Source organism: Wolbachia endosymbiont (group A) of Crataerina pallida, from assembly GCF_964028475.1.
GTDB classification, from domain to species: Bacteria; Pseudomonadota; Alphaproteobacteria; order Rickettsiales; family Anaplasmataceae; genus Wolbachia; species Wolbachia pipientis.
Genome location: NZ_OZ034785.1, coordinates 292854 through 317219, shown reverse-complemented (window position 1 = coordinate 317219; position 24366 = coordinate 292854). Strand labels below are relative to the sequence as shown.

Here is a 24366-nt window from a genome sequence, read left to right as displayed (position 1 = left end):
TTTTATCAATGCTATATACGGCGGTTATAAAAATACTTTAACTCCTACGACTTTTCGCTACCTGCATCATCAATTCTTCTCCTGAATTCTGTGGTATTGCACTCAGTATCTCTGTCTTCTTTGTTCTCTCTGCAAGTAATTCCATTAAAACTTCCCTAGCTTGCTCAACACTTACACTTTGCTCAATAAATTCTCCTATCTTTTCTGGCATCTTCGATAAATTACATAAACGTATTAATTCAAGAACTTCAGTACGATACTTGGTTAAATTATCAGTTTCTAGGTCATTTGTAATTTGTTCATTCATAGTAATACTCCTGTTTTTATTAATAGATGAAAGAATTGTCATTCCGTCTGCAAGGCCTATTTCTACTGCTTTCTCCCCAAAATATAGCCCTGCCTCTGTTGATCGAATCTTTTCAATTGAAAGACCTCTGTTCCTTGCTATTAGCTGCAAAAACATTTCATATAGTCGGTCTACTTCTTTTTGTAAGCTTCCCAGACTTTCAGACGTCATTGGCTCATGTGGGTTTAAATCATTCTTTCGACTACCAGCAAAGATTGTGGTGTACTTAATACCTTGCTTTTCATCAAATCTACTTTGATCTATATGACTTGCTATTACTCCAATACTGCCAACACCAGAAGTTCTGCTCACAAATACCTTCTCAGCGCTTGAAGCTATAGCATATGCAGCAGAGTATGCATCATCATTTGCTATCGCTATTATCCTCTTTTTTGCTCTTGATTCATAAATAAAGTCAGCTAGGTCAAATATACCGTTTACCTCTCCTCCGGGGCTATCTATTTCCAGCATAATTGTCTCTATGCTACTATCTGCTAATGCTTGTTTGATTTGTTCTTCTATTTGCTCATATGATGTCATCCCGAGCATTTCATCAAACGCACCTGGTTTTTTAGTCAAGATTCCATGTATTGCTATAATTGCAGTTCTTTCTACGTTACTTTTGATGGAGTGCTTTATGTTTTTAAACGTGGGATGTTTTTGATTGTTTAATGACAATAGCTCAAAACTCCTTGGTTCAAGCATTAATGGTTTTCCTAAGAGCATCATAATCCTTTACAATCAGAGTCAAACATTAAGTTGAGACTATTTGCACGTTTTTGATCTTCTGCTATTTCTTGATCTATTTCTTCAACATCGTAACCCATTTCTGATACTACTTCCGATCGACTCTTAAATCCATTCCTTACTGCCATTTGCTGCGATTGCTGGTCTTTCAGTGGATCCACCCAATCAAATCCCTGTGGTATCCATTTTACTTCTTCTTTCGCTGCTTTTACTACTTTTTCATCTATACTCAGTTCTCCACAAAGCACTGCTAATTCTAGCCATCTATTCCAAATAGGTCTACAAAACTGGAACACTATCACGTTATGCTGTAACATTGCGCACCTTCTGCGAAACTCTATCAACCCTGCCCGAATGGATGAATAATTAACGCTTGTTAAATCTCCTGTTAGCTGCTCATATGTTATTCCTGTACCTATTGCTATTGCCCTCAGTTGCTGTCTCATAAACGCTTCATAACTTCCTCCAACATCTGATGGCTCTGAAAATTTTATGTCCTCTCCTGGGTCTAAAAGCTGCATTGTTCCAGGTTCCAGGCCAGATAGTGCTACTCCTTGCTCACTTGCTTCACCTTCTCCCATGATATTTGCTTCTGGATCAAGTCTCGTAATAAATCCCGCAAACATTGCTGCAGTCTTTTTTCGTACTAATTCTGCATCATCATATTGATCAAGTTCATAGAGCTTTAGCAGTATACTCGAAAGCCATGGCTCTCCTCTAATTTGCCCAGGTCTTAGTGGTCTATAAATATGTAAAACATCATTTGCTGGTACTCTTACTGATTCTCCAAATGAGCCTTCGCCTGGATGTTCTCTAAATAAGTAATATGCTTCTCTTTGCCCAAGCTTGTTAAACTCAATCCCGTTTCTTATTACATTACCATTTGCTAAAGTTTGATTTGTTTTATTGTCTAAATGTTCAGACTCAAGTACTTGCAGTTGTAGTGGTACAGAAAATCTATCTTCCAGCTTTCTCGTTCTTAAACGTACAAAACATTCTCCTCCCTCTATCATACTTCTGCATACTAGAGCTTGTAATCCATAAAAATCACTTACTCCACTACTGTCTGCTTCATCTGTCCATCTTAGCCATAATTCTTGCACCTTCTTTCGAAATTCTCCATCTCTTGCTTTTGATTGTGGTTTTATTCCTGTTCCAATAGAGTTACTTACTATCGTATCAATGATATTTGCTGCATATGGATTTTTTCTCACCATGTCACGTGATCTACTACGTAAAGTTTCAAGATTTTGAGACAGCAAATTGTTTATACTTCCTAACTCTGGTTGAAAGTGAAAAAATCTTCTTCCTGAGCCAGATGCATCCCAGGCTGAACTTTTGATTTTTGGCTTGTTGAATAATTGTTTGAAGGTTTTTAGCAGCATTTATAAAATTCCTTTATTGGTTGAAAAAATAATCTTTCTCTTTGGCTTCATACCTGCAACTTTTAACTCAGCCTTAATTCGTTGTCTTAAATTCAATAAATCATTTATTTGAACTTCCCCGTACCGCACAACATGGTCACCATAAGCAATTGATACCACTCGCTCCCCGTTTTGTAGTTTCTTTATCGCTTCTTCGACTTGAATTAAATACTCTTCGTTGTACATCTTACTTCTCATTCAACCATTTGCTTTGTCTCACTTTTTTAGGTTTTTTGCTTTCTGGTTTTTCACTTAAACTATTCCATTTACTCTCTGGCCATCTGTCTATTCCCAGTGCTATCGATGCTGCTCTTGCATAAATTCGGCAATCTAGTACTTCATTTCTTTCTCTTACCTTTTGCCACTCTTGTTTGGTATATCCTTTTACTACTTTGCTGACTAATTGCTCTGCCGTTAGCTGCTTAAAATACTCAGGTGCATACTCGGGAAAATGACAATACCCTGGCGGTGTTTCTTCACCTTCTTTTAAAATATTAAGTAATTGAAAAAGCTCTGACTTTAATATCGATACTCCGACTGGCCAGAGCTTTATTCCTCTTTTCAGCTTTTGCCCTCCAACTGTTATATCTACTCTACTTGGGCTGCTCAGCGGCACTAGTGCTTTATTTACACCTTTCACTGCCATTACTCTTCCAGACCCTTGATGACTTCTCACCCAGTTGTAAACTTCCTGCGTTGCATACCCTGCATCAACCGCCATCATACTTATCATATATTCAAGCCCATTTTCACCAATAAAATGATGATTGAGGAGCTCCGAAAGCTTTCCCCATACTTCTCTACTTCCTGTATCTCCTTCAAATACTCGGTAATCTATTGACCAACTTTCACGACTTTTTCCCCATGCTACAACTTCCACCTCTAGACGATCTTTTTGGACATCTACTCCTGCAGTAAGTACCACTTCTCTCCTTGGTACTGTGCCAATCTGAAAAAATTCTCTCCTGTTAAATAATTGCTTCCAATCAGGTACTTCTCCTTTATCTACCCAGGTTTCTCCAAGCGTAGTATTTATCCATACTTTTAGTAATTGTTCACTTTCTTTTGCATGGAGAAAATCCTCCACTGCTTGAGTCCAGCTATACCAGCCTACTGGACTATAAAGACTTGAAAGATGAAATCCTTTTTTCTCACCTTTCATTGGATTTGTAGCTCTCCATTCTCCACGTTCAAGCATCTCTGTCTTTTGATGATTTTCTATCTTTTCACCACATTCTATACATATATAGTGTGCTGTACTTGGATTTTTATCTTCCCATTTTATTTGTGACCATTTTAGAACTTGATAGTAATTACAATACGGACAGGGAACAAAAAAATATCTCTTATCTGTTGCTTCAAATTCTTTCTCAATTCTGCTTATTCCATGAATCGTTGGTGTCGATACTAAAAAAATCTTTCGCCTTGCAAATGTATTAGTTCGAGCAATACTGAGCAGTACTGGATCTCCTTCTCCTCCTGAATCTCCTGGGTAGGCATCTATTTCATCAAGAAAGAGATATTTTACTGGCATAGATCTCAGTCCTACACTACTATTCGCTCCAGTTATTACTACTATTCCACCTGGAAACTCCTTACTTTGTACAGTATTCCCTGAATCTCTTGACCTTGGGTCTTTTACTTTACTTTTTAAACATGGTGTACTCTCTATTAACGGTGCAAATCTTCCCTTCGACCAACGTTTTCCCATTTCAACTGTTGGCTGTACTACCAGCATTGGACCTGGTGTTTGATCGATGATATAGCCTATCCAATTGTTGCCAGCTTCTGTTCCCCCAATCTGCGCTCCTTTCATGAATACTACTTTTTCTGCAGGTGAAGATGGTGATAGTGAATCCATTATTTCTTTTAAATAAGGAGTTCTTTCTGTTCTCCATTTACCTGGCTCTGATGCTGCAGTTGGCGCTAAAACTCGATACTCATTCGCCCACTCTGATACTTTAAGCTGCGGATCTGGCCTTAAACCTTCAGAAAAAGATGTAGCGTATATCATTGTCTGCATCTACTCATAACTGGTTCTATCTCAACATCATTAACAGTAGAACTACACTCCTCCAATTCCATAAACATCTTTTTCTGAAATTCGTTTTCTATATATCTTTTGCTCATCTCACTTATCATTAGTGCTATAACAAGCGCAAATACCCCTGTTATTGTTGCAAAAATGATTGCACTGCTTATTGTTGTTGTTATCAACCCTATATATACTGCTACTGCTATTGCGCTGACTGTAGTATAGATGCAGATAATATTATTATGTTTTTTCGTCCTTTTATCTGCTATTTCTCTCTGTGCTATATATTTATTATGAAGGGTTGGAAAATTAACAACGGTATCTCTGCAGAGCAAAGACCCATTTTTTTCAGTAAACAAAACTTTAAGTAACTCTAAATTGTTTGATTTGATTGCTAAGTGCAGAACAGGTGTATAATTTGCTCCTTTTTTCAGCAATAACTTTACTACATGTAAATACCCTTTTTCTGCAGCAAGATAAATCGGTGATAGACCTTTATTATTTACAATATCAATATCGATTTCTTCTTTTAAAATTGTATCTACAAGCTCAATTTCTCCTCTTTGTGCAGCTAAATGGAGTAGACTATTCTTTTCAGAACCATATTTATTACTCATCAAAGCCTTCTTTATCTCAGGTTTAGCGTAATCAAATGGTGTTTTACCGCTATCGTCTTTTACCAGAGGGTCTATATCTTCTCGCGTTAGTAAAACTTCTATTGTTTTAAGTCTCTCAGCGTAATGTAGTGGTGTTTTATTTTCATAGTCTTGCAAATTGACTTGAGCATTAGGCTCCTTTATTAAGGATTTGAGGATATCAAGACATAAGTCTCTTTCATCGTAATTAGTATTACTTACAGCTATATGCACAGGTGACAATTTCATTGAGTTTTGTCCCATGCGTGCACTATTCACATCTGCTCCAAGCTTCAGCAGTAACTTTACTATCTCCAACTTTTTATTATTAACTGCATAGTGCATTGGTGTCTGATTTCGTGCATCAAAGACATCTATTTCAGCTTTTCCTTCTCTTATCAAAACCTTTACAACTTCTGCATGTCCTATCCCTGCTGCTAGATGTAATGGCGTATGATGCAAAGCATTTCGTACATTAACGTCAATACCTTTTCTGATCAAATATCTCACTGCATTAATTTCACCTATCATTGCAGCTAAATGAAGTAAGCTATCTTGTTCTGACCCGTACTTGTTATTAATTAGTGCTTGTAATATTTCTGCTTTTTTCCCTTCTTTGGCGTAATCAAGAGATGTTTTACCTTCATTATCTTCCACAAAAGGATTAATGTTCTTCTTCGTGAGTAACAAATCTACCATGCTTAATTCATCAAACTCTATAGCGCAATGCAGTGGAGTTTTTCCGTTTAACCCTCTGACATTAACATCTAATCCAGGTTGATTGATTAAACACTTTATTAACTCTAAACTTAAGTTATCAGCCATTTTGTATTCAAAATCTTTTTATATTTTAAATTTAGCGTTAGATAATTCTTCAAGTGAGTTTGTAATCTCTTCAGTTAGCGTCTCGTGAATTTTTTCAGTGTCACTCAGTGATGCAAGCAGTGCTGAAACTCTATTTGGAATATTAAGCAAATTATTACGTACAACTCTTGCTACGTTAAATGCCTCACTTTTTACTTCCTCTACTGCTACAAGTTCTCCTATTTCAGCTTTTGCCTTTGCTTCTAGCAACCTTCCTCGCTCCATTTCATTTTTTATTCGCGTTTTTAGCAACATTGTAGAAAGGTTATTTGTATTTTCGTTTTCTGGATTTTTCCTCCTAAGTGGCTGACTTGGATCTCTTATTGCTGCCACCGCTTCATTTGCTTGTTCTCTATTGATCAAACCATCCTCCAACTCAACTATTCCTTTTTTTACTAAATAACAGACATATTGCTTTGATACTCCTATCTCTCTTGCCCATTCTGTTTGTGTGATTTTCACTTTTTTTTCTCCTCTCTCTTGTTTCTACGAATTTTCTTCTTGAATCTCTGAAAAGGTTTTGCCAGTATCAGCAATTTCCTACCTGTTTATACTTGCCGGCGTCTTAGAGATATTTTACTAATATAGAGCGAAGTACTCCGGTTTATAGCTGCTTTCTTTTTACATAGTGAAATTTGGCTATTTTCAACTAATACTATAAATTGCATCTTTGTAGTTATGAGATTCAACCACTACTTGCTCTAGCGTTAAACTGCTGCATTTGGCATCTTTACTATGGTTTTCTTCAAGCACTTTTGTCCTTGCTTCCTTTATTTCCTCAATGAACTTTCCATTAACTTTTTCTGGTTCAATTCTTTCCTCACAATATACAAGATTTGTGCAATTTGTTTTTCTGTAGTAATGTACTCCAAGGAATATCACTGATAGTGCAAGTATACTCGAGCCTATAAGTAGTGATAACCCTACGTTATTAATCAAAGCGTTCTGGTAAAACTTCTGTACACTATTAATATCACCTTCTACATACAGTAATAAAGGCAATACTATATTTGCAGCAACCAAACTGCTTAATAATGCTGTAAATAATGGCCTATCTTTGATTACTGATTCTACTTTATTTCTTCTACTAATGACTTTGTCGTCAATATTAATGAAGTTGTTCTTACCCTCCCAAGCGTTAAGTGTAAAATGCGAATGAGTACCATTGCCGTATTCCAGTTTGACTGATTTTATTACTTTATCTTTTGGTTGATACTTTAGCACCTGATTCAAAGTTTCATTCGCATTCTTTCCCCCTATTTGACACTCTTCAGTATCTCTAAATTGCTTTATTCCACAAAATATCGGACTAATTGCAACCAATAATGCAACAGCTAGAATTGGTATAGTTACATAGATGACACTGTTTGCAAAAAATGCAATAAATTGTGCTTTATCCTGTAAATATACCAAAGCTGCAGAAACGCTAAGTGCAACAGCAGCTATACCGAAAATTATAAATTCCTTCTGCTGCACTGCATATTTTACTCTTGGCAAAATTCTATTTGTTTTCTTTTCTTTTTTAATTAACGGGGTTTCTTCATTATCACTTTTTTCTGATGAGCTAGTTGAAAGTGTAACTGGACTATCATGATTTAATGGTCTGGTAGAGACTCATGACCTTGAAACCAGCGATTTGGTCTCATAACCATAGTCTCCCCAAAAGAACCGTGCTTGCGGATTTCCCGCACACGGCTCCACAATACAGCGTTCACACTAGTGCTCCTGTGTATAAAGAAACATATACCTTTGGTTTTGGTAATGGATTTACTTTTAAATAGTGTATAAATTGTTCCCAATCCATACTTTTCTTTTGACTACGTCGGTTTATCCACTTAAATGCTAACTTTGTTACCGGTCGATAGAATTGAATCAAACACCGATAATTTCCGCTAACTCCGAAGTAGCTATAGTGTCCTGTTAGTTTGGCTTTAAGTTTCTGCCACCAATCTTTGAGACAGATACGACTTCGTACCATCTTCAACCATTCTTTGATTTCTTTAATCTTTCTGGCTAGGCTTATTTTTGAAGTTTTCTGCTTCATCATAAGTTTACCATTACGACTTTTTCCACAATAATGTGTAAATCCTAGAAAGTTGAAGCTAGCCGTCCTACGTTTCTCTCTTTCTGCTTGATACCATTCTTTCTTACCAAACTTTACTATTTTTGTTTTATTTTCAGCTATTTCCAACCCAAATTTACTTAGTCTTTGTTTCAGTAATTCTAGAAATTCTTTTGCGTCTTCTTCCCTCTCGCAGCCAACTACAAAATCGTCGCAAAACCTTATTAGCTGTAAATATCCTCTGGCTTTTGGCTTAAATTTCTTTTCAAACCATAAGTCCAGCACATAGTGTAAGTATATATTAGCTAATACAGGGCTTACTATACCACCTTGTGGTGTGCCTTGATCGGTTGCTTTATAACATCCAACTTCGACTATTCCTGCCTTTAGAAATCGTTTTATTAACCACAATAAATTTGGGTCAGCTATTCGTTCCCTTAGACAATTCATTAGCCATTTATGTTGAACATTATCAAAGAACTTCTTGATATCCACTTCTACAATATAGTTAATTGGTTTGTGCATAACTGCTTTATCTAGAGCGTTTATCGCCTGATGACAATTTCTTCCTGGTCGAAATCCATACGAGCTGTCCATAAAGTTTGCTTCATAAATATTTTCTAATATCTTCTTTAGCATTACCTGTACCAACTTATCTTCCGTTGATGGTATTCCGAGACCGCGCTTCTCTTTGCTCCCGGCTTTGGGTATGTATACCCTTTTCACTGGTAGCGGTTGATATTGTTTTCTCTTCATACTATCCACTAGTGTTTTAAGTTTCTCTTCTAGATTTTCTCCATAAGCTTCCACTGTCACACGATCTATACCACAAGCCTTGTTGCGTTTTAGTTCCTTATAACACTCTGCAAGATTCTCTTCATTAATCAAATGAACTAATGATGTAAATTTTACTCGCTTATCTTGCTTAGCCCTTACTGCTATCTGGTTTAGTTTTCCTTGCATACTCCTCCAATCTCTGTTGTATTGGTATAGCAATCCCTATACCAGTCACTATATTGCTAACCGCTTCCCCTTGTATGTGGCTTTCCCACACTCCGAGTACTATCAGTTAGTCCGACTTCCTTTGCATCTTCCTCCAGTCCTCGCCTTTATTGACTTGTTCCAGAGTACCCTTACAGGAATACAAAGGATCTCCCAAGTTCACGTAAGGTCCATCTCAACACATGACGCGGCCTTCGATCCCGATGAGGTGAGTAATATCTTGCCTTAGCGTTATTACCCATGTTGCCTTCCACCAAATGTAAAGTGTCAGCCCCCATGACGCGTGAATTACGGGACTCAATACCTTCACTTTCGTTGCACCCTATGTTGTCCATTCCATTAGCTTTACTACGCTCGTTACCTTACGCAGCATAATGGTTTGTTCCAGGTTGCCGGCTAAGCTTTACCCGTGTTGGATTTTCACCAACTGTTCCTTACGCACTTCTTGGCGCACACAATTTTTCACCCCCCTTAAAATTAAAACAAAAGGTGGTAAACAAGATGTCAAACACAGATAACTCAACTACAAGCTGGTTTTTGTTGTAGTTAGATAGTTATTTTCTCACTTTCTTTACTTGCTTTAATTAATTCATCAAAATCAGATTCATGTAATTTGTCCTGTATAACTCTGTACTTTTCGTATTCTCCTTCAGCCAGGGCTTTTGCAACTTCAGCACTAACTTTACCGGCATCTTTAAGTACTTCATAATCATTGAACAATAGAAATGCATCCAATTTTTCAGCCCAGTCTTGCATTTTCATCAGCCGATTCTTTTTTGCTTGAAGTTCTGCATAATCTAGATACATCGAAACAATGTGGTTTAGTTCACTTAGTTCTTCTTCAGTTAAGTAATTTTTCGCAATACTTACATCACTCTTGTGAATTTTTTTACCTGGACCATCTTTCCATGTAGTTAGCCCCATATGTGGTTTTTTGTGATCAACCCGAGAACATATCAACTCTGCTGCAGTTAAACCATAAATTGCCCAATATAATTTGTTTTGTACTTTTGCGTAAAATTGTTTTGTTATTTCTGAATTTGGATCGTAATCTGCAGAACATTCGGCATAAATGTCGGTAATCTTCTGGTAAAATCTACGTTCGGATGCTCGTATTTCCCTGATTTTTTCAAGTAATTCATTGAAGTAGTCTTTGCCAAACTTTTTCCCGTTTTTTAGTCGTTCACTATCTAAAGCAAATCCTTTGATAATAAAATCCTTCAAAACTTTTGTAGCCCATACTCTGAATAATGTTGCTTTTTTAGAATTAACTCGATAACCAACAGCTATAATTGTATCTAAATTGTAAAGTTGTGTTGGGTAATTTTTACCGTCTGCAGCGGTTACCTCAAAAGTGGAAACAACTTCTTTTTCCTGTAATTCACCAGATTCAAATATGTTCTTGATATGCTTACTAATAGCTGGCAGTTGTACATCAAATAATTCAGCCATCCTTTTTTGCGTAAGCCAAAGATTTTCATCTCTGCATAAAACTTCAATTTCTATATTTCCACCTGGAGTAGTATAAAATACAATCTTATTCTCATCCATTATCTATCTCCTATAACTTACAAACAAACCATTGATCATCAATAGGAATTTAACCAATTAATTGTCTCTACTGCAACTAAATTCTTTAAAACGTCTTTAGAGGGCTATTATAACTTATTAATGAGCTGGATAGAGGGGAATATCTGTTTTATCAAAAATTCATGTGACCTCTTCTCAGCTCCAGTAAACAGTTATTTCCAAAATGGAAACAACTCAAATAGTAAGGTGTCTAGGAGGTCGGACTTCCGTTTAGCGGGTTCTTAAAGTTTAGGCTCTCTTTAATTTCTGAGCTGCATTCAAATTATTTTAACTTTTTTTCAGAAAATCCCGGAAAAAGTGGTGAGAAATCCGGAGTATAGGGGCATTGAGTGTAGATGTGCTTCAAACACAAAAGTCGGCAAATAAACAGAGTAGAAAAGATTGAAGGAAGCAAAAGAAATTTAGGCTTTTGGTAAGTTACGTAATTGAGAATTTGTATTTTTTTAGATGAGGTAAAAACTTTGTTTTAAGGCTAGATGCAACTTTAGGGTACAAATACTACTATTACCAAAGAACGCATATAATACCCCTTAGAACTCGAATAAATGGCATTCTTAGCAATTCTATTACTGTATAGCAAACTCACAGGTGAGTTTAGCACGTTTTTTACGCTTTGCAAAGAAAAATTAAAAAAAAGTGAACAGTTTTTGTAAAATCGGTGAATATATATAATAGCAAGTCCTAACTAAGGTAGGTAGCATAAGATTCTTGTCATTGGCCAACAAAAACCCATTCATAGCGTATTTTGAAGGAACCAGACGATATTTAGCGCTACTTATAGTTTTAAATAATAGCAAATGTCAATCCTCACACTCGACCTCGGCAAACAAACCGGCTGGGCAATTCTAACAGATGGAGTAATTGAAAGTGGAAGCAAAAGTTTTCATGGTAGCCGCTTTAGCGGAGGTGGCATGTGCTTCTTGAATTTTCGTAATTGGCTTAATTCTTTGAAGGACATTTCTGCAGTGTATTTTGAGGAAGTAAGAAGACATCTAGGAACTGATGCAGCGCATTGCTATGGCGGTTTTCTCGCAGTTCTGTCTGCTTGGTGTGAAGAACATCATGTGCCGTACAAAGGTGTTAATGTTAAAACTATAAAACGCTTTATAACAGGCAAAGGCAATGCAAGTAAGAGTGAAGTTATTGAAGCTGTAAAGGAAAAAGGGGTTTTTCCTAAAGATGATAATGAGGCGGATGCTTTGGCATTAATGTTCTACGTTATGAATCTTAGTAAAGATTTTAACACATTAAAAATACCGTAAAAGTGGGTCCTTTCGGCCATACTAGCGGGTTTGGTGGTGCTGACCCCAGGCCTTCTTTAGCGTCAGAGATATTTTGAATATTAACTTTTTAATTAGTATAGCAATTATATGAATTTAGCAATCCACTACTATCCTACTCGAAACCTAGTTGAATATGATCGTAATCCTCGTAAAAATGATGACGTAGTAAATAGAATGTGTGCTTCTATTCGGGAATTTGGCTTTCGTATACCAATAGTTGCAAAAAGCGATGGAACTGTGGTTGATGGTCATTTAAGACTTAAAGCAGCAAGAAAACTTGGTATGGAGAGTATTCCAGTGGTCTTAAGTGATAATTTAAATGAACCACAAACCAAAGCTTTTCGATTGCTTGCAAATCAATCAGCTAATTGGGCAAAGTGGGATGATGAGCTTTTGAAAGTAGAAATTCAAGAATTAGAAGATTTACAGTTTGATCTTAAAATGACTGGATTTGAGCTAGAAAAAGTTCAAAACTTTCTTGATGATTTTGATGGTGAAGAAGAAGATCTTTCTGACTTAGTTGTTGATGACAAAAAAGTAGAAATAACAAAACCAGGGGATTTATGGATTTTAGGTGATCATCGAATCTATTGTGGTGATAGCTCTGTAGTTGAATCATATAAAGCGCTGTTAGATGATAAAATGGCAGATATTACTGTGTGTGATCCTCCGTATAACGTTGATTATGGTAGCAGTCAAGACAAAAAGATACTAAACGATAATCAAGGTGAAAAGTACGAACTTTTTCTCTACGATATCTGTTCCCATATTTTAGCATATACGAAAGGTGCAATTTACATTTGCATATCATCATCAGAGTTTTCAACGTTGCAAAAAGCATTTGAGGAGGCAGGAGGAAAATGGTCAACATTTATCATTTGGGCAAAGAATCATTTTACACTAGGCAGATCTGATTATCAGAGACAATATGAAGCAATGCTCTATGGATGGAAAAGCGGCAATAAACGTGAGTGGCATGGTGGTAGAAATCAAAGTGATCTGTGGTTTTATGATAAGCCAATACATAACTCACTGCACCCAACAATGAAGCCAGTAGAGCTAATGGAGAGAGCAATAGTAAACAGCAGCAGATCAGGAGACATAGTACTTGATCCATTTAGCGGTTCTGGAAGTACACTGATTGCATGTGAGAGAACAGGAAGAATTTGTAGGACAATAGAGCTAGATTCAAAATTTGTAGATGTAACCATAAAACGTTGGCAAGTGTACACAGGTAGGGAAGCAATTCTTTCTGGTACTGGTAAAACTTTTTCAGAGATTCAAGAAGAAAAACAGTAAGAAAAAAGTGGAAAAGATAACGCAAACAGAAATTTAGTAAGCCTTGGTAGTTGTAATATTAATTTACTGGTATATACCGTATTTTAATGAGTTTAGCGTAACAAATAACTTTGGATTAAATGTGGTGTACTCAATGAATCAAGAAAAGACGTTAGCTGGAGTAGTAACGTCGCAAACAAATAATGAAGCATCGTTTTCTGAAGAAGTAGAAAATAATGTTTCAAATTCTACACTATCTGTTAAGGAGAGAATTGAATTGTTTGAAAAAGGTACGAAGCAAGAACCTGACCTGAACACTGAATGCAAACTAGCTTCTTTAAATGTGATTAGCAATAGTAGCGATAGCAGTATTACAGCAAAAATAGACGAAGCAGGTGCTGATTTTTCAGTGAGTTGTTCTTCTTTAGTATTTGATGATGGTAAAGACATAGAGGACGAATTTAATGCAGTTTGTGAGGCAAATGGAATAGAATATAACCGTCCGTATTCTCTTGATCAGTTTGAGGCAGCATCCAACACATCTTCCAACCCCAAAATAGACAATACAAAAGAAATGCAAAAAGAGGAAGAGGATAAAGAATTAGGAGATAAACCAAAGCCGTTACCTAGGAATGGAATGTTGGAGAAGGACAATATTAGAAATGTAGCTCCACCTTCACCTAGAACAGCAGAAAATCATCGGTTGAGTATTATTCAGAATATTGCACCACCAAAGCTACCACATTCTTCTTTCCAATTAAATGGAGAAAAATGTGATGAGCAAGAAGCTATAGGAGAACCTATGTATGCAACTATAGACAAAAATAAAAAATTCTCGAAAAGAGGTTTAGATGGTGAAATAAACGATCAAAGTCCGGAGATGGAAAAGTCAAATTCTGAAGAAACATCAATTAAGAAAGGATCAGAAGATATAATTGGTGAACCTGTAGATCTGAATACAAAATTTTTAAAAAAGAGTTTGGAAGGAAGTGATAGTGGAATAGACAGTAGAAGTGCAGAGATGACAAGATCAAATTCTCAAGTAACAGAAATGAGTGAGTCTTGTGGCAATCAAGGATGGGAGAATATGTGTGCGCCAAGAAGTGCGTAAGGAACAGTTGGTGAAAATCCAACACGGGTAAAGCTTAGCCGGCAACCTGGAACAAACCATTATGCTGCGTAAGGTAACGAGCGTAGTAAAGCTAATGGAATGGACAACATAGGGTGCAACGAAAGTGAAGGTATTGAGTCCCGTAATTCACGCGTCATGGGGGCTGACACTTTACATTTGGTGGAAGGCAACATGGGTAATAACGCTAAGGCAAGATATTACTCACCTCATCGGGATCGAAGGCCGCGTCATGTGTTGAGATGGACCTTACGTGAACTTGGGAGATCCTTTGTATTCCTGTAAGGGTACTCTGGAACAAGTCAATAAAGGCGAGGACTGGAGGAAGATGCAAAGGAAGTCGGACTAACTGATAGTACTCGGAGTGTGGGAAAGCCACATACAAGGGGAAGCGGTTAGCAATATAGTGACTGGTATAGGGATTGCTATACCAATACAACAGAGATTGGAGGAGTATGCAAGGAAAACTAAACCAGATAGCAGTAAGGGCTAAGCAAGATAAGCGAGTAAAATTTACATCATTAGTTCATTTGATTAATGAAGAGAATCTTGCAGAGTGTTATAAGGAACTAAAACGCAACAAGGCTTGTGGTATAGATCGTGTGACAGTGGAAGCTTATGGAGAAAATCTAGAAGAGAAACTTAAAACACTAGTGGATAGTATGAAGAGAAAACAATATCAACCGCTACCAGTGAAAAGGGTATACATACCCAAAGCCGGGAGCAAAGAGAAGCGCGGTCTCGGAATACCATCAACGGAAGATAAGTTGGTACAGGTAATGCTAAAGAAGATATTAGAAAATATTTATGAAGCAAACTTTATGGACAGCTCGTATGGATTTCGACCAGGAAGAAATTGTCATCAGGCGATAAACGCTCTAGATAAAGCAGTTATGCACAAACCAATTAACTATATTGTAGAAGTGGATATCAAGAAGTTCTTTGATAATGTTCAACATAAATGGCTAATGAATTGTCTAAGGGAACGAATAGCTGACCCAAATTTATTGTGGTTAATAAAACGATTTCTAAAGGCAGGAATAGTCGAAGTTGGATGTTATAAAGCAACCGATCAAGGCACACCACAAGGTGGTATAGTAAGCCCTGTATTAGCTAATATATACTTACACTATGTGCTGGACTTATGGTTTGAAAAGAAATTTAAGCCAAAAGCCAGAGGATATTTACAGCTAATAAGGTTTTGCGACGATTTTGTAGTTGGCTGCGAGAGGGAAGAAGACGCAAAAGAATTTCTAGAATTACTGAAACAAAGACTAAGTAAATTTGGGTTGGAAATAGCTGAAAATAAAACAAAAATAGTAAAGTTTGGTAAGAAAGAATGGTATCAAGCAGAAAGAGAGAAACGTAGGACGGCTAGCTTCAACTTTCTAGGATTTACACATTATTGTGGAAAAAGTCGTAATGGTAAACTTATGATGAAGCAGAAAACTTCAAAAATAAGCCTAGCCAGAAAGATTAAAGAAATCAAAGAATGGTTGAAGATGGTACGAAGTCGTATCTGTCTCAAAGATTGGTGGCAGAAACTTAAAGCCAAACTAACAGGACACTATAGCTACTTCGGAGTTAGCGGAAATTATCGGTGTTTGATTCAATTCTATCGACCGGTAACAAAGTTAGCATTTAAGTGGATAAACCGACGTAGTCAAAAGAAAAGTATGGATTGGGAACAATTTATACACTATTTAAAAGTAAATCCATTACCAAAACCAAAGGTATATGTTTCTTTATACACAGGAGCACTAGTGTGAACGCTGTATTGTGGAGCCGTGTGCGGGAAATCCGCAAGCACGGTTCTTTTGGGGAGACTATGGTTATGAGACCAAATCGCTGGTTTCAAGGTCATGAGTCTCTACCAGACCCCCTCCCTTCAGAAAGCCCTATATCTCTGCTTTTTTTGACTACTACAAAAGAAGCTTTTCTGTTGGAGACGTAAATAAACTTTGCTCTTTGTCTCCATTTTAAGCAGCAATCAAATTTTACGAGCTTCTGTCTCTTCTTCTATGGCAGTAACTTCAAACTTTTTTCCTTTAGCTTCATCTACAATTTGCTGATAAAGATTGTTTCATCACTGAGAGTTTTGCAATCAATTGCTCAGAGGTTTGCAATAAAAGTTGTTGTATTCTCATATAGTCTCCATTAACCCCTTATACTCACCACAAGTTGTTCAATCTTTTTTGAAAAATTTTCTTTGCAACCAACAAAAAAACATGATAGACTAGCTTTAGGGTTTTTTGTAATAAATAAAAATTTGAGATAAAAAATAATTTAGAAATGCCTCATAATCGATTTTTAAGCTACCTTACATGAGCAACTTAGGTCTTGGTGGTATAATTGTACCCTGAAGTCGTAGAATCGTTTTAAAACCGCATTAGCAGACCAACGTTTATTTGAGTTTTATCAGCATAAAAAAAAGATGAGAGTAAGAGCCTTTTAAAAACGCACTAATTGTATTTTTCATTAAATGTAAATATCTTAATAATATTTTGTGGCAGCCTTTCTGGACTTCTTTCTTTTTGCTGTTTAAGTTATTGTACTTTATTTGTATTTTACTATTATTTTATATTATCTATTATTATTTATTACTATTATATATATATAAGGGTTTTAGGAACGTAGAATCCGCTATACTGGCTGACTTCAGACACATAATAACTAGGAACACTTTTAGGAATAGAGGGCAAAAGGTTAGGATTCAAGCGATCTTTAGCTTCCTAGTTTCTCATTACTTATTTAGTAACCAAGGAATCAGGAATATAATTCAACCATTTGATGTCTTATCCCTTTTTAATTGAAATCATAACTTATAATAGGGTTGTGGCTCCGAAGTTAGATTGAGTAGATGGTAGATTGAATAGAGAAAATAGGGCAACTCTAAAATATTTAAAGAGCCACCCATAAAGAAAGACTTATCCTAACATTAAATTTTGCCTATAGCTAAAATCTTCAGCTCCAAGAGTGAACTTTCCTATACCACAAGCAAATGGTCCAGTTGGAATGTCAAGCCACTTATCCTCTTTTGCACCTGTAGACATTCCTTTAACTAACTGCTTTGCTTGTAAAAGTTCCTGAACTATACGCTCTAGTCGATCTCTTCCCATACTGTGGAAAATCTCAGGTAGCCTATGCCGTTGTTTATATACTCCTGTGCTTCCTGTGTGAGTAAATGGGTGTCCTGCAACAGCAGATCGTGTAATTGCATCAGTAAGACATATTTTAAGGTCTTTTTCACTAGCATTTTTAACTGTTAGTTGTATTGTTATATCTTCTAGTAGCCCTGTTTCCTGATTTCTTAGGTAAGTTCTTACAGTGCGATCAGCTAAACCATTGGCCTTCACAACTGCCCCATGAAACAAAGCATTCTGTCTTGGTGTTTCTCCTACTGCCTTAAAGATTTCTAGCCTAGCTGTATTTTCTATTGGCCAAAAAGCGTATGAGCATCTAACACCATTAACAAGAGCAGAGGTACCTCTAATTGCATCGCGTGCTTGTTCAGCAGTTAATATTGGTTTTTCTCCTTTTGGCTTTCTCATGTGATGAGCAGTAATTATCGAAGCTCCAGTACTACATGCTAAATCAGATAATAAGCACATTAGATAATCCCCTACAGCAGGATCAGCATTTATATCTGCATGGATAAATGAAGCAAGTGGATCAAATACTATCAATTTCAGATCTTTAATTTCCTCGAGCTGTTTCATTACGGATTCGAATTCAGGAGAAACTTCGACGATTTTACCACGAACATTTCTGAGTATTGTAAGTGATCCTCTGACGTTTGGCAGTGGTACAATAAATAATTTATCTTTATGTTTCAACCTTTCACACTTAGGGTCGAGTCGTTCTAAGCGGCGGTGTATCTCACTTGCATCATCTTCTGCTGAAAAAATCACTACTGATCCATGTTCAGTAACAAGTGAACCAAAGCCACACATCTGATCCTTATCACTTGCAACCTTAAGCGCTAGGTCAAGAAGAAGCATACCTTTGCCTGTATCTCCCATTGCTGCTATTATTGAAGTAACACCTAAAGGAAATAGACCTTCAACAAGAAACTTTTGCTCTGGTACCGGACCTACAAAGCGCTCTGCACTCCAATCTAAAATGTTAAGTGGCTGTTTTGTGGATCTTTCTAAACTTTTCATATTTGAAGTATCAGTAGCTGGAGTATCAATAGTAAGCAACGGAGTTGAAGCTAAAAACTCTTTGACATCTATACCTTCCTCTACACAATCAGCAGCATCCCATTTCTCAGGCTTACCTCGAGGAATTTCAAGCACAGCAAGTGATGCAACTCCGATCTCTAAAAGCTTTTTTTCAGCATTTTTTGCGTATTTATTACCTGCTTCATCATTATCTGGCCAAATGATAATATGCTTACCTTTAAGTGGTGACCAGTCTGTTTTATCAATTGGTGCGTTTGCTCCAGACATTGCTGTTGTTGCTGTGATACCTTGTTCTATCAGCGCTTCTGCACATTTTTCCCCTTCAACCAGAACAACTTTATCAGACTTTAAAATACTTGGTATGTTATAGAGAGGTCTTACTTTTGGCGCACCATACCGAGATTGTTTAACATCAAAAGGCTTATATTGCTTTTTTCCTTTAGGAGGATCAGAACGATAAATTTTTACAATGACCTGACCATTTTCATCATAATAATTCCAACTGTGGGTAATAAATTTCTCGAAGTCTTCGTCAGCCTTTGCGCATTTCTTGTTATATCCAAGACATTCACTTATAGAGGCCATCACTTCACAAAAGTCTCTCTTTGTATCTTTTCCCTGTGCACCTGCCCAAATATCAAGAACATCACCTTTCTGCCCAGTTGCAAAATCCTGCCAGAGTCCGGCTTTTCCACCAGTTAATGCTACTCTGAGGCTTTGTCCTTTGTTACCATGCACATCACCTATTCGGAATTCATCTCCATGAAAAGTTCCCCTTGGGAATAAATAAGAAAGGCATGATCTTATGTTTAATAATAGTTGTCTTTTTATTTCTTCTACATCAAATTGCTCTAATGGTTCTACAGTATTATTAAAATCATAATATTCATCATTTAAAGTATTTTTTTGTTTGACATCAGTTAAAAAATCTTGTACCATAAGTTGAAACTCCTTTTAAGATTAAGCGTTTGAAAGGTTTTTGAGTAAGGCTGTTTTGATTGGGGTCTTACTCTTTCATTATGTAAGTAAAAACTACGGTGGGGGTTCTCTTGGCAAAGCTTGAAAAATATATTAAGAAGTAAAGGAAGTCAGTTCAGGTGAAAAGTGAGGTTTTAGTATCTTCTTTCTTTTAAGGAAAAATACTCTATTATAATTCTACTACATTTTACTCACCATGTCAACCACTTAGTTTTTATTCTGTTGATATATTTAAAATAAATTAAAAAAACTAATGTTTTCTTTCTGCTATATAATTCATAATGGTGTCTTTGATAGAAAACCCTCTACTATATATATACCGGGTTTCTTATGACTTTTTCTGAAAAAATTAAAAACTTTTTTCTTTGGAGGAGTTTGGCCTACCTATTAATGATAATCTTTTCAAGCCATCTGTAAAAATGAAAAGTTTCTGAAAACGGCAATTACTTTTTGGTTCATGAATAGAATTATTAAAGATGCTTTTTATTCAAATTTTAAAGGGCATTACAGGTGCTAAAGGGTACAGTTTAAAGTGGAATCACTTTAAAACGTAATTACAGGCTTTTTGCCTACCAATGAGACATAAAGTACGAAATATAAATCTTTGTCTCTATTTTGAACTATTAGCGGTAGTTAGCTGGTTCTTTACATTAAATAACTCAGCTATATTATAGTGCATTTTTTATATTAACTAAATCTCTTAATTGATCGTTGTTAAATTCTGTAATCCAACTCTCGCCACTACTTATAGTTAGGTTTGCTAATTCCTTCTTGCTTTGAATCATCTCATCAATACGCTCTTCAAATGTACCTGTTGAAAGTAGCCTGTACACCATGACATTACGTTCTTGCCCGATACGATAGGCCCGATCTGTTGCTTGTGCTTCCACTGCTGGATTCCACCATAAATCGTAATGTATTACATGGTTTGCCGCTGTTAAATTAAGCCCTGTTCCACCAGCTTTTAAAGACACTATAAGAATGTTGGACTGGAATAAGTTTTGAAAGTCATTAATCATTGTATCACGTGCTTTTCTAGAAAGTCCTCCATGTAAAAATGGCACTTCTGATTCAAACCTTTCTTCAAGTAGCCTAGCTATAATCTCACCCATTTCAGTGTATTGAGTAAATATCAATGATTTTTCTGCAACTTCACCAATACTAATCAATATTTCCTCAAGCATCTGCATTTTACCGGATTGTTCAATACTCGCACGCTTTTTCTTGCCAAACTGTGATGGATGGTTACAAATTTGCTTTAAAGCATTGATAAGTTTAAAGATTAGTCCCTTACGTTCAATCCCTTCACTTTTTTCTATCTTCTCCATAGTTGTATCAACAACCTTTTGATAAAGCGCTGTTTGCTCTGAAGTGAGGGAACAATAACGATTGTTCTCAATTTTATCTGGTAAATCCTGAATAATGCTTTTATCACTCTTAAGCCTACGTAACATAAAAGGGCTAGTGATTTTCATAAACCTTTCTAGACAAGTTTTATCTCTTGCTTTTTCAATCGGTGTTGCAAAGCTGCTTTTAAACTGCTTAGGAGTACCAAGATAAGATTTGTTGATAAAGTCAAAAATGCTCCAATACTCAAGCAACCTATTCTCAACAGGCGTACCACTCATAGCTATCTTATGTTTTGCTGCAATAGTTTTAATTGCCTTGGTTTGTTCGGTATTAGGATTTTTTATATTTTGTGCTTCATCAATCACGAGCAAAAACCAGCGAATTTTATTAAGTTCTTTTTTATCACGACGTGCAAGACCATAGGATGTTAGAGCTACATCATAATCACTTGCCAATTCTCGATTTTGTCCGTGATAGACGAAAAGCTTTAATTCTGGTGCAAAACGTTCCATCTCTCGTTGCCAATTACTTAATATGCTTGTGGGAGCTACTACCAAGACTCTGTCCCGATCCAAAAACCCTGTATTTTTGCAACACAGAATAGCTGCTATAACCTGTAATGTTTTACCAAGACCCATATCATCAGCAATTATGCTACCAAACCCGTTTTCTATGTTCTGTACAAGCCAACTAAATCCACGTTCTTGATATGGGCGTAGTTGTGCTATTAGATTATTTGGTGTAGTAACAGGTGTGTAAGTATTAAGTTTATTAAATAAGCTTGTAAGCTGCTGGTCAAATGCTACTTTAGTTTCATTTACTTCTCCTGTTAGAGCAGCTTGCATAAGCTCTGCTTGACTTAAATAATCAGGCAATTTATCAAGTTTTTTTAATAAAGCTTCTACCTCTTTGTCATCCAAAAGGACGTACTGATCGACTATTCGCACAAGCCCTCGGGAATCTTTTAGCAATTTTTTAAATTCTGTAACGCTTAGTTTTTTATCTCCTATTGCTACTTTCCAATCAAATTTCAATAAATTTTCCAGCGTTAAAAAGCTTTCGCGATCTTCTTTTATTTTATCTTTAGTAGATAAATTAAGACTTAATTGTGGTTTTAAGATTTTTTGTAAAGATTTCGGCAAAATAACTTTGATGCCTATTGCTCTTAGTACAGGCAAGATATGCAAAAATAATGGTGCAAAATTATCTAAATTAAATGATAATGTGCTATTATCGTCAATCGACTTTTCTAGTTCAGGTATATATTCAGACAAAAGTGCAAGATCAGATAAAATACTAAGCTTTACGTTTTGATTAGAGAGTGCTTTTTCCAGCTTGATGAATGACTTCTCATCATCCAGTGATAACTGTACCTCAAGTTCAAATTTTTCATGGTGATCTTTTATCATTAAATAGAGTTTGTAAGGTTTATCTGCTAAATAAAGACGTGAAAGCCAGAGATTAATTGCTTGCGGTATTTCCTTGTTGCTAAACTCAGTAAACTTGTATGGTCTTCCAGTAAAGAATAATTCAAAGATGGATTTATCTCTATGCTTATCCAGTGATGCAGGAAAGTTATCTTCTATATACCCTAAAAGGATGAGAGAGATAGCAACATTTACTTGTTCCTCTGGTTCCATAACGATTTCTTGATATTTAATCAATAGAGGCGGACAAATAGATGATATCTTGCTATGAATTTCCTTAACTGACTCATTAAACAACGCCGGAATCCACCTAATTATTACTTCTCCTCTTTTGTTTTGTAATACTTGTGGTATTAGCGCTGACTTTTCCATTAGCATATGTGCAAACTGTGAAATCATATGCATGAAGCGAAGTTCAGGGTTAAGTTTGTGGAGTAACGAACTAGGAATATCATTTAAAAATCGTGCTACATCCCTCAATACATTTCCACTGAGCCTAAATAAATTAGTTGTACCATTGCTCACTTGAGTAAGGTAATGCTGATCATCAATGAATAGTTGAAATGTTTGCCAATTCTCAATATTTCCCCATCTTTTAATAAATAGCTCCTCTTCTGATAGTTCCTTCTTAGAAGCTGGATAGTACACTAATCTTCCTGCAGGATACTTTTGCCAATGCTTATAAGCTATCTGTAAGATATTATGAAAGTTTTTTTCAAAAAAAAGTGGATTATCTGTTAAAATACTACTGATACAATCAAAAAGGTTAGGAATAGTTGATAAATCAATATCATTTAAAATTGCTTGGTTATGTATTCTAATTTTAGAACATGCCTTAAATATATCATCTATCTTTAAAATGTTTTGAGCATTTTCTAATTTTCCATTCCCAAAATCATCGATAAGTGCTGACAAATTACAATTATGAATATTAAAAATCATGAAGGGGTTTTTATCAATTTCTGCAGCAATAAGATAAATTACAGCAGCAATGTGTTTACAAGGCATAGCCCAATCAGGACAACTACAACTTGCATTCATCTCCTGCCAATTTGAAGGAAATAATTTAATCCCAAGATCATTAAGCTTATCAAACAAGCTGGCTGATAATTGTCTATTTATCAATTTAGCTAATATAGCTGGTGAAGTTTCAATAATTTGACGAATGGTCTGTTGTTCTGATGAGCTTAATTCATTGAGTATAATTTTGACTTTATATGGTTGAGGTTTTGAACCACGATATGGGTAAGATCCTGAGCTATGAACTTTAGCTGTAACTATGTGACCATTAATTTTAATACCAAAAGCTCGACCAGTATTAGCACAAGTTCTGCCACGTGGAAGACGGTTATCATAATCTATTCCGTCAAAAGACTGGAGCCACTTCTTACCCCACCATGTTCTTCCATAAATAGTCATCTTGTAAAACTATATATTTTAACCTAGATAAGCTAGATGCTGATTCTATGGACGATTTTCTCTGAATATGCAAAACTCATCTTGAACTACTACAAAATGTTAATTATAACAACAGAGAGGGCAAAAGCAATAAACACTTATATCAAAGGAAAAATTGATTAAGGGAAAAGTGAAACTTTTTAAAGGTTGTTTAATACCTTTACACCTGTGATTGTAGCACTAATGTTGTGCGATAAATGTACAGTGAAAATGTCATCAGAAGTTACCCAATTATTGAGTAGTTTTTTTTACGGCGTCAAGACTCTTGCCAGCATAGAAAATATCAGTTCCTATATAAATATCCTTATGGGCTAAAAGAAACTTCTATTGGTTGATAGAAAACAGAAAAAAACTATTTAAAAAGTATACTCAACAATATAACAAGGAAGCATAAGTTAGGAAAAGTAGTAGGCCGTTGATAAGGATTTGCCTATTTTCTCGATCAACTAGCTTTTGTATAAGTACTGATGGGTCAATATAAATGAGTAGTTCTGGGAAGCTTACTTTATCGGCTAATCTATATTAGCGTCATAGAGGATTTATATATTTCAAGCATGTTAATTATTTTTTCTGG

Annotated in this window: 16 protein-coding genes and 1 pseudogene; 5 read left to right on the top strand and 12 right to left on the bottom strand. The window is 35.9% G+C overall.

The genetic code is table 11. The annotated features are described in order from the left end of the window. Nucleotides 1-37: 37 nt before the first annotated feature. The 10 genes and pseudogenes from ABWU55_RS01535 to ABWU55_RS01490 form a co-directional block, all read right to left on the bottom strand. Nucleotides 38-1072, bottom strand: coding sequence for a S49 family peptidase (locus tag ABWU55_RS01535; RefSeq protein ID WP_353284060.1), 1035 nt, complete (start codon nucleotides 1070-1072; stop codon nucleotides 38-40). Next, nucleotides 1072-2478: a phage portal protein gene (locus ABWU55_RS01530; RefSeq protein WP_353286396.1), complete on the bottom strand. Its 1407-nt coding sequence runs from the start codon at nucleotides 2476-2478 to the stop codon at nucleotides 1072-1074. Before ABWU55_RS01530 ends, ABWU55_RS01535 begins: the two co-directional genes overlap by 1 nt. After that, nucleotides 2479-2703 (bottom strand): gpW family head-tail joining protein, encoded by a 225-nt coding sequence (locus ABWU55_RS01525; RefSeq protein WP_353286552.1) that lies wholly within the window; start codon nucleotides 2701-2703, stop codon nucleotides 2479-2481. A gap of 1 nt (nucleotide 2704) precedes the next feature. Then, entirely contained in the window at nucleotides 2705-4531 is a 1827-nt protein-coding gene (locus ABWU55_RS01520) for a phage terminase large subunit family protein (protein WP_353286551.1), read from the bottom strand. Further along, nucleotides 4528-6012 (bottom strand): ankyrin repeat domain-containing protein, encoded by a 1485-nt coding sequence (locus ABWU55_RS01515; protein ID WP_353286395.1) that lies wholly within the window; start codon nucleotides 6010-6012, stop codon nucleotides 4528-4530. Before ABWU55_RS01515 ends, ABWU55_RS01520 begins: the two co-directional genes overlap by 4 nt. Before the next feature lie 18 nt (nucleotides 6013-6030). Further along, entirely contained in the window at nucleotides 6031-6513 is a 483-nt protein-coding gene (locus ABWU55_RS01510; RefSeq protein WP_155968600.1) for a hypothetical protein, read from the bottom strand. A 183-nt stretch (nucleotides 6514-6696) separates the two neighbouring features. After that, nucleotides 6697-7650 (bottom strand): annotated as a pseudogene (locus tag ABWU55_RS01505) (hypothetical protein); the annotation flags it as partial. 112 nt (nucleotides 7651-7762) lie between these two features. After that, the gene (gene ltrA / locus ABWU55_RS01500) at nucleotides 7763-9076 is read right to left on the bottom strand and encodes a group II intron reverse transcriptase/maturase (RefSeq protein WP_006280268.1); all 1314 of its coding nucleotides are present in this window, start codon (nucleotides 9074-9076) and stop codon (nucleotides 7763-7765) included. After that, nucleotides 9039-9167 (bottom strand): hypothetical protein, encoded by a 129-nt coding sequence (locus ABWU55_RS01495; protein WP_255324786.1) that lies wholly within the window; start codon nucleotides 9165-9167, stop codon nucleotides 9039-9041. The genes ltrA (ABWU55_RS01500) and ABWU55_RS01495 overlap by 38 nt, the downstream gene beginning before the upstream one ends. Nucleotides 9168-9661: 494 nt before the next feature. Then, nucleotides 9662-10666 (bottom strand): virulence RhuM family protein, encoded by a 1005-nt coding sequence (locus tag ABWU55_RS01490; protein WP_010962468.1) that lies wholly within the window; start codon nucleotides 10664-10666, stop codon nucleotides 9662-9664. Nucleotides 10667-11502: 836 nt separating this feature from the next. On the opposite strand from ABWU55_RS01490, the gene ABWU55_RS01485 reads away from it, so the two are divergent. From ABWU55_RS01485 to ltrA (ABWU55_RS01465), 5 genes are all read left to right on the top strand, one after another. Continuing rightward, nucleotides 11503-11967 carry a crossover junction endodeoxyribonuclease RuvC gene (locus ABWU55_RS01485; protein ID WP_353286394.1) on the top strand — a complete coding sequence of 155 codons (465 nt, stop codon included), beginning with the start codon at nucleotides 11503-11505 and terminating at the stop codon, nucleotides 11965-11967. Between the two features lie 108 nt (nucleotides 11968-12075). Further along, on the top strand, nucleotides 12076-13287 hold the full coding sequence (locus tag ABWU55_RS01480; RefSeq protein ID WP_353286393.1) for a DNA modification methylase: 1212 nt from the start codon (nucleotides 12076-12078) through the stop codon (nucleotides 13285-13287). A gap of 133 nt (nucleotides 13288-13420) precedes the next feature. Continuing rightward, entirely contained in the window at nucleotides 13421-14377 is a 957-nt protein-coding gene (locus tag ABWU55_RS01475; protein ID WP_353286392.1) for a hypothetical protein, read from the top strand. 382 nt (nucleotides 14378-14759) lie between these two features. Beyond that, complete coding sequence (locus tag ABWU55_RS01470) at nucleotides 14760-14888, top strand: hypothetical protein (protein ID WP_255324786.1); 129 nt, start codon at nucleotides 14760-14762, stop codon at nucleotides 14886-14888. Beyond that, entirely contained in the window at nucleotides 14851-16164 is a 1314-nt protein-coding gene (gene ltrA, locus ABWU55_RS01465; protein WP_006280268.1) for a group II intron reverse transcriptase/maturase, read from the top strand. The genes ABWU55_RS01470 and ltrA (ABWU55_RS01465) overlap by 38 nt, the downstream gene beginning before the upstream one ends. A gap of 1158 nt (nucleotides 16165-17322) precedes the next feature. On the opposite strand, the gene ABWU55_RS01460 is transcribed toward ltrA (ABWU55_RS01465), so the two are convergent. Together ABWU55_RS01460 and ABWU55_RS01455 are read right to left on the bottom strand one after the other, a co-directional pair. Further along, nucleotides 17323-19518 carry an AAA family ATPase gene (locus ABWU55_RS01460; protein WP_006280189.1) on the bottom strand — a complete coding sequence of 732 codons (2196 nt, stop codon included), beginning with the start codon at nucleotides 19516-19518 and terminating at the stop codon, nucleotides 17323-17325. A gap of 707 nt (nucleotides 19519-20225) precedes the next feature. Beyond that, complete coding sequence (locus tag ABWU55_RS01455) at nucleotides 20226-23753, bottom strand: DEAD/DEAH box helicase (protein ID WP_353286391.1); 3528 nt, start codon at nucleotides 23751-23753, stop codon at nucleotides 20226-20228. Nucleotides 23754-24366 lie beyond the last annotated feature (613 nt).

Coding starts and splice junctions, on each gene's coding strand:
- ABWU55_RS01535 (WP_353284060.1), bottom strand. CDS start 1,072: ATGCTCTTAGGAAAACCATTAATGCTTGAACCAAGGAGTTTTGAGCTA.
- ABWU55_RS01530 (WP_353286396.1), bottom strand. CDS start 2,478: ATGCTGCTAAAAACCTTCAAACAATTATTCAACAAGCCAAAAATCAAA.
- ABWU55_RS01525 (WP_353286552.1), bottom strand. CDS start 2,703: ATGTACAACGAAGAGTATTTAATTCAAGTCGAAGAAGCGATAAAGAAA.
- ABWU55_RS01520 (WP_353286551.1), bottom strand. CDS start 4,531: ATGATATACGCTACATCTTTTTCTGAAGGTTTAAGGCCAGATCCGCAG.
- ABWU55_RS01515 (WP_353286395.1), bottom strand. CDS start 6,012: ATGGCTGATAACTTAAGTTTAGAGTTAATAAAGTGTTTAATCAATCAA.
- ltrA (WP_006280268.1), bottom strand. CDS start 9,076: ATGCAAGGAAAACTAAACCAGATAGCAGTAAGGGCTAAGCAAGATAAG.
- ABWU55_RS01490 (WP_010962468.1), bottom strand. CDS start 10,666: ATGGATGAGAATAAGATTGTATTTTATACTACTCCAGGTGGAAATATA.
- ABWU55_RS01485 (WP_353286394.1), top strand. CDS start 11,503: ATGTCAATCCTCACACTCGACCTCGGCAAACAAACCGGCTGGGCAATT.
- ABWU55_RS01480 (WP_353286393.1), top strand. CDS start 12,076: ATGAATTTAGCAATCCACTACTATCCTACTCGAAACCTAGTTGAATAT.
- ABWU55_RS01475 (WP_353286392.1), top strand. CDS start 13,421: ATGAATCAAGAAAAGACGTTAGCTGGAGTAGTAACGTCGCAAACAAAT.
- ltrA (WP_006280268.1), top strand. CDS start 14,851: ATGCAAGGAAAACTAAACCAGATAGCAGTAAGGGCTAAGCAAGATAAG.
- ABWU55_RS01460 (WP_006280189.1), bottom strand. CDS start 19,518: ATGGTACAAGATTTTTTAACTGATGTCAAACAAAAAAATACTTTAAAT.
- ABWU55_RS01455 (WP_353286391.1), bottom strand. CDS start 23,753: ATGACTATTTATGGAAGAACATGGTGGGGTAAGAAGTGGCTCCAGTCT.